The sequence below is a fragment of the Rhodoferax aquaticus genome (assembly GCF_006974105.1).
Classification (GTDB): domain Bacteria; phylum Pseudomonadota; class Gammaproteobacteria; order Burkholderiales; family Burkholderiaceae_C; genus Allorhodoferax; species Allorhodoferax aquaticus_A.
Genome location: NZ_CP036282.1, coordinates 2,503,770 through 2,516,286, shown reverse-complemented (window position 1 = coordinate 2,516,286; position 12,517 = coordinate 2,503,770). Strand labels below are relative to the sequence as shown.

At 55.8% G+C, this 12,517-nt stretch carries 9 protein-coding genes; 6 read left to right on the top strand and 3 right to left on the bottom strand.

Annotated elements, in window-relative coordinates; genetic code table 11:
* Positions 1 to 168 precede the first annotated feature (168 nt).
* From EXZ61_RS11545 to EXZ61_RS11535, 3 genes are all read left to right on the top strand, one after another.
* The gene (locus EXZ61_RS11545) at positions 169 to 1,098 is read left to right on the top strand and encodes a LysR family transcriptional regulator (RefSeq protein WP_142811914.1); all 930 of its coding nucleotides are present in this window, start codon (positions 169 to 171) and stop codon (positions 1,096 to 1,098) included.
* A 143-nt stretch (positions 1,099 to 1,241) separates the two neighbouring features.
* Positions 1,242 to 2,051 (top strand): substrate-binding periplasmic protein, encoded by an 810-nt coding sequence (locus EXZ61_RS11540; RefSeq protein ID WP_168224753.1) that lies wholly within the window; start codon positions 1,242 to 1,244, stop codon positions 2,049 to 2,051.
* A 61-nt stretch (positions 2,052 to 2,112) separates the two neighbouring features.
* Positions 2,113 to 4,443, top strand: a complete 2,331-nt coding sequence (locus EXZ61_RS11535) for a sensor histidine kinase (RefSeq protein WP_142811912.1) — start codon at positions 2,113 to 2,115, stop codon at positions 4,441 to 4,443.
* Positions 4,444 to 4,518: 75 nt separating this feature from the next.
* Here EXZ61_RS11535 and EXZ61_RS11530 read toward each other — a convergent pair whose 3' ends face one another.
* Complete coding sequence (locus EXZ61_RS11530) at positions 4,519 to 5,787, bottom strand: DEAD/DEAH box helicase (protein WP_142811911.1); 1,269 nt, start codon at positions 5,785 to 5,787, stop codon at positions 4,519 to 4,521.
* A gap of 140 nt (positions 5,788 to 5,927) precedes the next feature.
* Here EXZ61_RS11530 and EXZ61_RS11525 point away from each other — a divergent pair, with 140 nt between their 5' ends.
* Positions 5,928 to 6,242: a DUF6172 family protein gene (locus EXZ61_RS11525; RefSeq protein WP_142814211.1), complete on the top strand. Its 315-nt coding sequence runs from the start codon at positions 5,928 to 5,930 to the stop codon at positions 6,240 to 6,242.
* A 38-nt stretch (positions 6,243 to 6,280) separates the two neighbouring features.
* Here EXZ61_RS11525 and EXZ61_RS11520 read toward each other — a convergent pair whose 3' ends face one another.
* Both EXZ61_RS11520 and EXZ61_RS11515 read right to left on the bottom strand, forming a co-directional pair.
* A complete protein-coding gene (locus EXZ61_RS11520) occupies positions 6,281 to 8,836 on the bottom strand; it encodes a cation-translocating P-type ATPase (RefSeq protein ID WP_142811910.1) in 2,556 nt (851 codons plus the stop codon).
* A gap of 152 nt (positions 8,837 to 8,988) precedes the next feature.
* The gene (locus tag EXZ61_RS11515; protein WP_142811909.1) at positions 8,989 to 9,540 is read right to left on the bottom strand and encodes a C40 family peptidase; all 552 of its coding nucleotides are present in this window, start codon (positions 9,538 to 9,540) and stop codon (positions 8,989 to 8,991) included.
* 221 nt (positions 9,541 to 9,761) lie between these two features.
* Between EXZ61_RS11515 and EXZ61_RS11510 the strand changes: the two genes are divergently transcribed.
* Positions 9,762 to 10,370, top strand: coding sequence for an isochorismatase family protein (locus EXZ61_RS11510; protein WP_142811908.1), 609 nt, complete (start codon positions 9,762 to 9,764; stop codon positions 10,368 to 10,370).
* 161 nt (positions 10,371 to 10,531) lie between these two features.
* Positions 10,532 to 12,427, top strand: coding sequence for a propionate--CoA ligase (locus EXZ61_RS11505; protein WP_142811907.1), 1,896 nt, complete (start codon positions 10,532 to 10,534; stop codon positions 12,425 to 12,427).
* The last annotated feature ends 90 nt before the right edge of the window (positions 12,428 to 12,517 follow it).

Below are 12,517 nucleotides of genomic sequence, written 5' to 3'. Positions count from 1 at the left end.
TGTTGGGGCGAACCATAGGGTCTGGCCAATACAATCCATCGGAAAAACAGAAACCTTATCGAGTAATTCAATTTTTAGTGGTTTACCCTAGGTTTTGAACTCTTAGAGTCTTTGATTTTTTGCACCTTTATGCACGAAATTGGGCTTAAATCCGCCCCAAAATGGACAATGAGCACTTCTTTTAAGAGCATTCGGTATTTCATAGCGGTGGCGGAATCTGGCTCCATATCGGCTGCAATTCACGAGCTGGGGGTGTCTCAGTCGGTGGTTTCGCAGGCTATCGCACAGATTGAGGCGGACCTTGGCACCCTCTTGTTTGAGCGGCGTGCACGCGGTATGTCGCTGACGCATGCGGGGCACCAGTTTCTGCGCCACGCGCACCAAATTGAGGTCGCCATGCGCAACGCACGGGATGCGCTGTCCTCGCGCCCCCACACGGTAACGGGCAGCTTGAATATAGGTGTGACCAGCCTGATGGTGGGTTACTACTTGCCGTTTCTCTTGGAGCGTTTCAAGCGGGTGTTCCCCCGCATAGACGTGCACATCACCGAAGACCGTCGCGATTACCTTGAGCATTTGCTAGTCAGCGGCGAGCTGGATGTCGCCTTGATTGTGGTGTCGCAGTTGCAAAACTACCGGGCCTTGGCAACGGAAACTATTTTGCGCTCGGGCTGGCGCGTGTGGTGCCCGGTGAACCATCGCTTGGCTGGTGAAGAGAAGGTTTTTGCGTCAGACCTCGCGCAACATGCATTGGTGTTACTCCAGGTCGATGAGCTGGGAGACGCGAGCACAGCACTTTGGAACGACGCGGGATCAGACCCCAAGGTGCTGATTCGAACCTCCTCCGTGGAGGCGGTGCGCAGCTTGGTTGCGACCGGGGCAGGTTGTTCGGTGTTGCCTGACATGCTGTACCGCCCATGGTCACTGGAAGGTGACCGTATCGAGGCAAGGCCCTTGGCGGTGGCATTGCCCGCTCTGGACGTGGGCCTGGCGTGGCGAAAAGGGGCTGCGTTGCCCGAGTCACTGACTAATTTTCTAACCGCAGTGCGTCCAACACTGGCGAGCCAGAACGCAGCATCGACGGGACATATTCGCTAGGGGCGTGGCATTGGAAAAAGGTTTGCATCCTCGTGCTTCTACAGTCGCTAAAACATGACGTCTGCCAGTAAGATCGGCCCTTTGCCTCTCAGGGTGGGTGAGGTGCTTTCATGGGGTCTAGCGAGATGGATACAGTGAACAGCATGAATCGTCGCAACGCCGTGGTTGGCCTATCGCAAGCGCTCACGGCGGGCGTGATGGGTTTGCACCCTGGTGTTGGGTTTACTGCAACACAGGGGCCCAGCCTGCTGCGCTTGTGTTTTGAGCAGGCTGATGTAAGGCCTTGGCGCACCCGGGAGGGAACTGGGCTCAACTTCTCGTTGATAAATGCAGTTGCAATCAACGTAGGGGTGCGCGTGGAGTACGTGCCCTTGCCTTGGAAGCGTTGCCTAGCAGAACTCAAATCAAATGCAGTGGATGGCGCTATTGGGGCCAGCTTTAAGTCAGATAGATTAGAAATGGGCGCCTATCCGGGTGGGAAAACGCCGGACGCGAGCAAGCGCTTGTATGTGGAGCGCTATGTATTGGTACGTAGAAAATTCTCAGCGATCCAATGGAATGGCCGCGCTTTCTCTCACGTCGATGGCCCTGTTGGAACGCAGCTAGGGTATTCCATTGGTGAACAGTTGCTGAGTATGGATGTGCTGGTCGACGATGGAAGTAGCAGCATCGCGGAGTTACTCCAAAAGTTGATGGCTGGGCGGGTGAGCGCTGCCGCAGTATTGGGCAACGAGCTGAGGTACTGGATGCGGCAAGAGCCCAAACTTGCGGATAAGCTCGAAGTGTTGCCGCAGCCATTGGTCGAGAAACCCTACTTTTTGATGTTCTCCCACCGTTTGGTGGAAACCTCGCCCGCGCTCGCCAACGAGTTTTGGAACAGCGTGGAGCAACAGCGCAAGGCAGCGCCTTACCGATTGATAGAAGCGCAGGCATTGGAAGGCATTGCACCTTGATGGCGTTCAGAAAAGTTGTTGGCTGCAGGCCTAGTCGCCACCGTTGCCTTGCCTTGGGGCCATGTTGCGTGTTCCGTTCATGTTTTTTGTAGACGCACTGGCTGCGCGTTGGCGCAAAGATTTGCGCTTTCGGGTATGGGCGGCGGTGCTCCTGTCCGTGACATTGGCGGGCGTCTTTAGCACGGTCATTGCCATTGAGTCCATGCGCATCAGTGCGGAAGCTGAGTTGCGGGACCGTGTGAGTAACCTAGCCAGTATTGTGTCCAAGGCCCTAGCCCGTCCCTTGTTCGATATCAATACTTTGGCGATCCAAAGCGTGGGCGATGCGATTGGCCGCGACCCTGAAGTTTTGCGCCTACGCGTGTGGGGTTCCGATGGTTCGGAGCTAGTGAATACGGGAGCTACTCGCGTGCAAGACAGCCGCGCGATCACCGTGAATCGCGATGTGGTGTACGCCTCAGCTGAGCGCACGTTTGTGGTTGGCAAGATTGAGCTCACCGTGTCTGGTGCGACGATTAGCCGCAAGCTGCAATGGCAGGTAGTGCAGGCAAGCATTTCAGGTTTGGTTCTGATTCTCGCCATCTCGCTCTCTGTTTTCTTGGTCAGCCGCAGGTTGACACAGCCTTTTTCGGACATCGTGTATGCCTTGGAGCAGCTAAACCAAGGCGATACCGCCGTCAAGTTGTCCGGTATGGCACGTGACGATCAGATTGGGGTGTTGTCCCGTGCCGTGGAACGGTTCAAAAACGGGTTGAATGAACTGCGGGTAGCCGAACAGCGATCGGCTACGCTGTTGGCTGAAAAGTCCAGGTTTGCAGATCGTTTGGACGCGATTTACAACGGCTCCAACGATGCCGTCATGCTGCTCACGGACCGTGGCTTTTTTGACTGCAACAAGCGGGCCTTGGAGATGTTTGGCATGTCTCACCGCGCGGAGCTGATTGGACTGCACTTTTCGGATCTTTCATTGGCTGGCGATAGGGGGGCCAACAGCACCTTTCATGCGGCAGACCGCGCAATCGAGCGTGGTTTTCAGACCGGCGAGTACCGCTTTGAGTGGGCTTTCAAACGCTTGGACGGTAGCCATTTTCCAGCGGAAGTTTTGTTGTCAGCGTTTGATTACGACGGTGAGCGCGTGTTGCAGTCAACCGTGCGCGATATCACAGAGCGCAAACGCATTGAGCAGGAGCTCCACGACCTCAACAACGATTTGGAGGTTCGCATTGCCTTGCGGACCCAAGAGTTGCAGGCCACCGTGTCCATGCTGGCACAAAGCAAGCAAAAGCTGCAGGGCATCGTGGACACCGCATTGGATGCCGTGGTGCGGGTGGATGCTGAGGGCAGCGTGGTGGGGTGGAACCGACAAGCCGAGGTAATTTTTGGCTGGTCCAGCCGTGAGGCGTTGGGGCGACAACTGCAAGATACGATTGTTCCATCGGCTTACAGAAACCGGCACGTCTTGGGCATGAACCGCTATATGTCGACCCATATGACGACCGTTGTGGATCGGCGTATTGAGATTTCAGCCTTGCACCGCAGTGGCCGCGAATTTCCCATCGAACTGGCGATCACCCGGGTGAATCTGGAAGACCCTAATCAGTTTGAGTTTTGTGCCTTCATTCGGGACATCACACTGCGCAAACAGGCGGAAGACGAGATACGCACCTCGCTGGCCCAGCAACGTGAGTTGAATCAGCTCAAGTCACGATTTGTTGCGATGGCTTCGCATGAGTTTAGAACGCCTTTGGCCACCATCATGTCGTCCAAGGACTTGCTTCAGCACTACGCCGATCGCCTGCCTGTGACTGAGCGCGATGTCCTTTTCCAAAGCATTGGCACTTCCGTTAAGCGGATGACGAAAATGCTTGAAGATATTTTGACCATCGGGCAAGGCGAGTCACGCCAGGTGGAGTTCAGCCCGAGCTTGGTGGAGCTGCTGCCGTTTCTGAGCAAACTGGTGCAGCAGGTGAGGCCTGACACCGAAGACGCGGGGGAGGCCTATCAGCGCATCAAGCTTTCCATTTCAGATTCAAATGCCCACGCATGGCTTGATGAACGGTTGATGCAGCATATGTTCGAGAACTTGCTCTCAAACGCCTTGAAGTACTCCCCACAAGGCACGCAGGTCCAGTTTCATGTGGAGTGCGACCCCTCGGAATGGGTATTTACGGTGGCAGATCAAGGGATTGGCATACCGCAAGAGGACATCAGTCGACTGTTTGAGAGTTTTCACCGTGCGACCAATGTTGGAACCATTCCGGGCACGGGTTTGGGTTTGGCCATCGTCAAACATTCGGTGGACCTGCATGCGGGTCGCATAGAGGTCACCAGCACCTTAGGGCAGGGAACGACCTTTACAGTCGCTTTGCCACGGGTGGCACCGAGCACTTGATCCGCGAATTGTGGTGAAAATCATGCCCTGCGCCCATAGATAAAGCGGAAGGTGCTATGCAAGTGATAGCGAATCCTATGCCTGCTTGTGGTGAGCCGCCAGCGCTGCTGCAGCGCGTAGTTTGTCTTTTTTACTGGGGCGCTTGCCCTTAACGCCCCCAACCCCGTGGCCTAGGTCCTCGACGTTGGGCTTGACCTGGGCTGTCTCCATCCGCTCAAATCCCGCCACTTGCTCAAGGGCCACAGCCAAGCCTTGGCGGCGCTGGATGAGTTGAAAATGGGCGTCAGAGTCCGCGGTGACAAAGCTCACCGCGAGGCCAGCTTCACCTGCACGGCCGGTACGCCCAATCCGGTGGGTGTAGTCAACGGTAGAGCGGGGCAAGTCGAAGTTGACCACCACGGGCAGCTGGGCAATGTCGATGCCGCGGGAGGCTACATCGGTTGCGACCACGACCTTGAGTCGTGAGGCTTTGAAATCAGCCAGCACTTGGCTGCGTTTGCCTTGGCTCAGCACGCCATGAAACGGCTCTGCGCTCAATCCAGCCTTGCGCAATTTGTCAGCCACGATTTCCGCAGCATGTTTGGTAGCTACAAAGACGAGTACGCGCTGCCAGTCGTTATTGGTAATGAGGTGGCGCAAAAGTTGGGTGCGCTTGCCGTTGTCCACCGCGAAGGCACTGTGAGTAATTTCTAGCGGTGCTTGTGGATCGGGCAGCACGTCTACGCGCACCGGGTCCTTGAGCATGGTGCGCGCCAGTGTTTGGACGGCAGGGGGAAATGTGGCTGAGAAGAACAGGCTTTGCCGTTGCGCGGGCAGCAAGCCCAGAATGCGCTCGAGTTCTTGTTCAAACCCAAGGTCTAGCAAGCGGTCTGCCTCGTCAAGTACCAGTGTGCTGACATGCGCCAAGCTCAGCGCGTTGTGGTCGATCAGGTCCAAGAGGCGCCCTGGGGTGGCAACCAAGACATCGGTACCGCCGCGCAGACCCATCATTTGCGGGTTGATGGACACACCACCAAACACGGTGCTGACTTTGATGGCTTGGGGCAAATGCTGGGCCAGACTACGTATTTCGTCGCCAATTTGTATTGCCAGTTCACGGGTCGGTGCTAATACCAGTGCCAGGGTTTTGCGGGGGCTAAAAAGCGTGGTTTTTGCCAATTTTTCTAGCAAGGGCAGTGCAAACGCAGCCGTTTTGCCGGAACCGGTTTGCGCGGAGCCCAGTACGTCGTTCCCTAGCAGTGCAGGGGGGATGGCCGCTTGCTGAATGGGCGTAGGTGCCACGTAGGCTTTGGCTTGAACTGCGCGTATCAGGGCAGGCGACAAACCCAGTGAAGAAAATGGCATGAGATGGCTTTGGTAGGGGTGTGGAGCGTGCGCTCGCGGGGGTCGAGTTTATCCCGTGGCGTGCAGTTGCATAATCCTACCCTTGCAAGTTGCGTGGCTCCACGCGCCAAACGTGGCAATTCATGCCCACAAAGGACCTAGTGAAAAAAACATTCAAACTCAATATCGAAGGCAAAAACCGTGACCGCGTGCTGGACGCGACCAAGCACGAAATCCGTAAATACGTCAAGCGCCAACGCCGCGTACCTCTGCCTGAAGGCGTCGATTTTTGGGACTTCGACTGCAAATTTGGGTTGAGTGCTGACCTTGCACAGGTGGTGCACTTTGCGACGATCACGGGCTTGATCGATGAGGTTGCCCAAGCGGGTGCTGATGCGTTTTACCTAGAGCTCATTGCCAAAGCGGGGCACCGAAAGACCAAGTCTGTTCGAAGTCACGACGAAGACCAAGCCTAAAGCCTAGGTGTGTATCGCACCGCAGCACGGTGCGAGTTTCATAGTTTGGATGCCAAGAAGGAACCACGTTTCAGCACCGAAAACCAAACCATACTGATGCAGCCAGCAAGGGCGGCCAGCAACAGATGTTCCATCGGCAACGCTCCGAACTTGAACAAAGATGCCAAGCTTGGCACGTAGAGGGTGAGCCCCAAGACCACTGCGGTGACTCCCGTCACAAGCCAGAGGGTGCGGTTTGGAATCCACAATGTTTTCCACATAGATGCCGTGCGCGAACGATTGGAAAAGATCAGGGTGAGGTTGCTCGACACGAGCGTTGTGAAGGTGAACGCGCGTGCCAAGGGCTCTGCCATGTGCTCGCGACTCCAAAGGTAAGCGGCACCCACCATCAGAGACACGCCCAAGCCTTGTAGCAAGGCCACCGCAAGTGTCCAACCGCCGAACAGCTGTGTGTCGGGAGACCTGGGCGAGTGTTGCATCAGTTCGCCCTCTGGAGGTTCATTTTCAAAGACCATCGAACATGCTGGGTCGATCACCAACTCCAGAAATGCAATGTGCAGCGGAAACAGTACAACAGGCCATCCCATGAGTACTGGCACAAGGGCCATACCAGCAATCGGGATGTGAACCGCCACGACGTAGGACATGGATTTGCGCAAGTTGTCAAAAATACGTCGGCCCAAGCGCACAGCCCGCACGATGGACGCAAAGTTGTCATCCAAAAGCACCAAGTCAGCGGCCTCGCGGGCAACGTCAGTTCCGCGTTCGCCCATAGCAATGCCCACATGGGCAGCTTTGAGCGCAGGAGCGTCATTGACCCCGTCGCCAGTCATGGCGACGACCTGGCCGTCGGCTTGCAAGGCTTGCACAATCCGTAGCTTTTGCTCTGGCGCCACACGCGCGCAGACGCTGACTTCTTTCAGACGGGCTTGCAACTCAAGGGCAGAGAGTTGGGCAATGTCTGCCCCTGTGAGCAACTGCTTGTCTGTGCTGCAGTCCAGCGCGGCTTGACTGGCGATAGCGCGCGCCGTCATGGGGTAGTCCCCGGTGATCATCAGCACCCGTATGCCCGCAGAGTGACACTGGGCCACAGCTTCAGGAATACCAGGTCGCAAAGGGTCGGCCAAGCCTAGCAGGCCCACAAAGGCGAACTGAAAGTCGTGCTCTTGCTTAGGCCAAGTGTCACCTACAAATCGTGCCTGCGCTACACCCAACACCCGTAAGCCTTTGGCTGCCATCGCATTCACGGCTTGGTTGATGCGTGTAGTGTCTGAGTCGTCTAGGTGGCATAGGTCCATGATGGCTTCAGGCGCGCCCTTGGCCGCGACGACAAAGCTGTCGCCTACCTGGGCCTTCCATACGTGGGACATAGCCCGCAGCTCAGGATTGAGCCCGTATTCGCGCACGAGGGTCCAGTCTCGGTGCAAATGCTCGGTACCCTGCAAATAATGTTGGCCTAAACGGTGAAATGCTTTGTCCATGGGGTCGAACGGGTCCACCATGCTGGCCAATATGGAGTATTCCACCAAGGTGTGAAACGGCTCGGGCAAAGCTTCATCTTTTGCGTAGTCAATGGCCAGGGTTTGGGCTGGTTCTACATGACTGTAGAGCTGCGCCACGGTCATTTGGTTCTCGGTGAGGGTGCCCGTCTTGTCTACACATAGCACCGAGGTTGCGCCCAATGTTTCGATAGCGTTGATGTGGCGTACGAGCACACGTTCTTTGGACAATCGCCACGCGCCCAAGGCCGGTAAAACGGTCAAGATGACGGTGAATTCTTGAGGAAGTAGGGCCATGGCCAATGCGATACCCGCCAAGAAGGCACCTAGCCAGTCACCGCGCACAAGCCCAAAGGCCAACACCATGAACAGGCTGGCTGCTAATGCGATGAGCGCTAGGACCTTTACCAATCGGGCAGTTTGTTGTTTAAGTGGCGACGCCGTTTCTGTAACGGTGTCTAAGGCTGCACCTATGCGCCCGATTTCACTGTGTTCGCCGGTGGCGGTGACGCGCGCAAGCCCATGCCCTTTCAGAAGCACCGTACCCGAGTAAAGGCGGCTCTTGAGTCGGTCCATGGACTGGCCATTGACCGCTTTTGATGGGGTTGCATGGGTCTGCACTTCTACCGATTTGTCTACGGGGGTTGACTCGCCGGTGAGCAAGGATTCGTCCATTTGAATGTCTGCGCCTTCCAACAAATCGGCGTCAGCTGCAACGCGGTCTCCTTCTGCTAACACCAGAATGTCGCCCACGACCACATCACTTCCTGCAACGCGCTGTTGGCGATCTTCGCGCAGGACCAGTGCGCGTGGACTGCTTAAGTCTCGTAAGGCTTCAATCGCTCTGGCGGTTTTACCCTCTTGGTAAATGGTGAGCGCAAGCACGAGCAGTACCAGTACAAACAGCACCGTACCCTCTTGTACATCGCCCAGTACCAAGTACAGACTGCCTGCCGCTATAAGAAGGACAAACATTGGCTCTTTGAGCATTTCTCTGCAGATGGCGAGTAAGGTGCTTTTGTCTGCGCTGGGTAGTGAATTTGGGCCATCTCGGAGCAAACGCTCGGCAGCCTCCTTTGCGCTCAGGCCTTTCATGGGCGTGGCCTATGTATACGGGCAGTGGAGCGGAGATCGTGCATGGCTCAGACCTAGTTGAACAACATGCGGGACAGCATATTGCTCTGCAAGGTATCCGCCTTGCGCAACATCAAGCCATTGCCCCTTAGTTGGGGGCTTGTAAATTCAATCTACTGAGCGGGCGGGGGACTGAGGGGGGCCTCAGCCTGCACTCGGCGTGCGCCATCAAAGCGGCGGGCCCAGTAGCTGATGCCCATGTCTTCTACTCTGACTTCGGCACCCGGTTTGGGGGAGTGGATGAATTTCCCATTACCCACGTAAATGCCTACATGGCTAAATGCACGTCGCATGGTGTTGAAGAACACCAAGTCTCCCGGGCGAAGCTCACTCTTGTCTATTTTTTCAGTCGCTGCGGCCTGCTGCTCGGCTTTTCTTGGAAGAAGCAAGCCCGCGGTTTGTTCGTAGATGGTGCGAACAAAGCCGCTGCAGTCAAATCCGGTTTCAACGCTGGTTCCGCCGCGCTTGTAAGGAACCCCAAGAAATCCCATGGCGTTGACGACCAGTTCCGACGCCTTTGCCTCGACCGTATTGCCCACGTCGCCGATTCGTTCTAGCAATCCGCGTTCTGTCATGAATTTCGCGATCTCGTCTGTGGTCTTGCTCGGTTCCGCCCAAGAGGGCAAACACACTGCAAGTGATAGAACGAGGGCAAGTAGTCTCATAGGTACAGCTTAACCTTGGCGAAAAGGGCTGTCAATAAAGGTAAAGCTTGATATGTGGGATCTAACATATTGATTCCTTTGAATTATCTTGTTACCAAGTAGACCGTTTGTGCATCCTTTGGCAGTGCACAGGGGGTGCTGCCCAGCGTGTTCGAAACAACGAAGATAGATTGCGCCTCGGCATTGGTTATGCTCTCACCCATTTATTTGGAAGGCTCATTATGTTGCTTGAAGTAGAAGACTCTCAGTTGGTTCTGGTTGATTATCAGGTGCAGCTGATGCCTGTGATGTTGGATGGACCTTCGGTCATTGCCAATGCCGTCCGTTTGGCTCGGATGGCGAAGGTGTTTCAGCTGCCGAGCTTTGCGACAGAGCAAAACCCATCAAAACTGGGGCATAGCGTACCTGAGCTGGCTGCGGCTTTGGGCAGCGTGAACGCGATGATGCTGAGCAAAATGCAGTTCAGTGCGGTCGAAGAAGGGCTTGGCGAAATGCTCCGCCCCCCGGTTAAGCCGGTGCAGGGTAATGCACGAAGCTTACCTAAGCACTTGCAAAAGCCCGCCGCGTCGGGGCGGGGATCCGTCGTGCTGGCGGGGTGTGAAGCCCATGTGTGCCTGCTACAAACCGCGCTTGATCTTTTGGAGGATGAGTTTGAAGTTTGGGTAGTCACTGATGCGTGCAGTTCACGCACAGAGCGCAACCGTGACGCCGCCTTTGACCGTTTGGCAGGTGCAGGTGTTGAATTGGTAACTACCGAAATGGTTGCGTTTGAGTGGTTGCGTACCGCTGAGCATCCAGATTTCAAAGAAATCCACGCAATCATCAAATAGCAAGCAAAAGAGGCTTTGTTTTGACCCCGCCGACTGATCGGGTTGAACCTGTGATCTGCAACAACAGTGTTGAAGGCGTGGCGTCGTGTCGAGTCAGCCAGTAGAAAGCTGGGTCCCCATAATTATGAATGCAGATTCAATAATTTCTATGGGGACACCATATGAGTGCGTACGCAGATTTCCATCGACGTTCCATCGAACACAGGGACGAGTTTTGGGCAGAGCAGTCGGGTTTGGTGGATTGGCATACGCCGCCGACTCAGGTGTGCGACTACTCCAATCCCCCATTTGCGCGTTGGTTTGTCGGTGGGAAAACCAACCTTTGCCACAACGCGGTGGACCGGCATTTGAATCAAAGGGCTGACCAAGTCGCCTTGATTGCAGTTTCCACAGAAACCGATACTGAACGAACCTACACCTTTGCTCAACTGCATGCTGAGGTGCAGGTCATGGCTTCGGTGTTCGCAGCGCTAGGTGTCAAGCAAGGTGACCGCGTTTTGATTTACATGCCCATGGTCGCTGAGGCAGCGTTTGCGATGCTGGCCTGTGCCCGCCTAGGTGCTATTCACTGTGTGGTGTTTGGCGGATTTGCGTCAGGCGCCTTGGCGTCTCGCATTGAAGACGCGGAGCCTTGCCTGATCGTCAGTGCGGATGCGGGTTCTCGTGCTGGCAAGGTGATTCCTTACAAGCCCTTGTTGGATGAAGCCATCGCCCAGTCCAAACACAAGCCCACCGCTGTTCTATTGGTTGATCGCGCGCTTTCCGCTATGAATTTGGCAGCTGGTCGCGACCATCTGTGGGCGCAAATGCGCCAACAGCATTTAGGCGCTTCGATCCCATGCACCTGGGTGGACGCTACACATCCCAGCTACACCCTTTACACAAGTGGCACCACCGGCAAGCCCAAGGGCGTGCAGCGTGACACCGGTGGCTACGCCGTAGCGCTTGCTGCCAGCATGAAGTACATCTACGGGGGCAAGGCGGGCGAAACCTATTTTTCTACCAGTGACATTGGCTGGGTGGTGGGGCACAGCTACATCATTTACGGGCCTTTGATTGCCGGCATGGCGACCATCGTGTACGAGGGCTTGCCGACCCGCCCAGACGCAGGTGTCTGGTGGAGTTTGGTTGAAAAGTACCAAGTCACGGTGATGTTTAGCGCCCCCACTGCGGTGCGGGTGCTGAAGAAGCAAGATCCTGCCTTGCTAAGTAAATACAACCTGAGTAGTTTGCGCGCCTTATTTCTGGCTGGTGAGCCCTTGGACGAGCCGACCGCGCAGTGGATTAGCGAAAGCTTGGGCAAACCCATCATCGACAACTACTGGCAGACAGAGACAGGGTGGCCCATCTTGTCTTTGTGCAATGGCGTGGAGACTGCCAAAAGCAAGTTCGGCTCTCCCGGCAAGCCTGTGTACGGGTACAACGTCAAGCTCCTGGATGACCAAACGGGCGCTGAGCTGACGGGCCCCAATCAGAAGGGGGTTGTCGCAATTGAAGGGCCATTGCCGCCCGGGTGCTTGCAAACGGTATGGCGCGATGACGCGCGTTTTGTAAACACTTACTGGTCCAGCGTGCCCAACAAGTTGGTTTACAGCACGTTTGATTGGGGAATTCGCGATGAAGATGGGTATTTCTTCATCCTTGGGCGTACCGACGATGTGATCAACGTGGCGGGCCACCGACTTGGCACCCGTGAGATCGAAGAGAGCATCGCCAGCCATCCCAATATTGCAGAGGTCGCGGTAGTGGGTGTCGCTGACGACCTAAAGGGGCAAGTAGCAGTGGCCTTTGCGGTTGTGAAAGATGCCAGTGGCCTCGCGGACGCTGCAGCCTACCTCAAGCTCGAAGCGGAAGTCATGAAGGTGGTCGACCAATCTCTAGGTGCCTTGGGTCGCCCGGCCCGTATACGTTTTGTCAGCATCCTGCCTAAAACGCGCAGCGGTAAGACCTTGCGCCGCGCCATACAGGCCCTATGTGAGGGAAGAGACCCCGGGGACCTTACCACCATGGATGACCCCCTAGCCTTGCAACAGATTAAAGACGCCTTGGTGAAATAGGCATAGAGCTATGCGCAAAAGGCATGCCTTAGTTTGTGTGCTTTTGGTGCTTCTGGGTTTCGGTGGCACAATCCAGCCTGCAATTTAGGC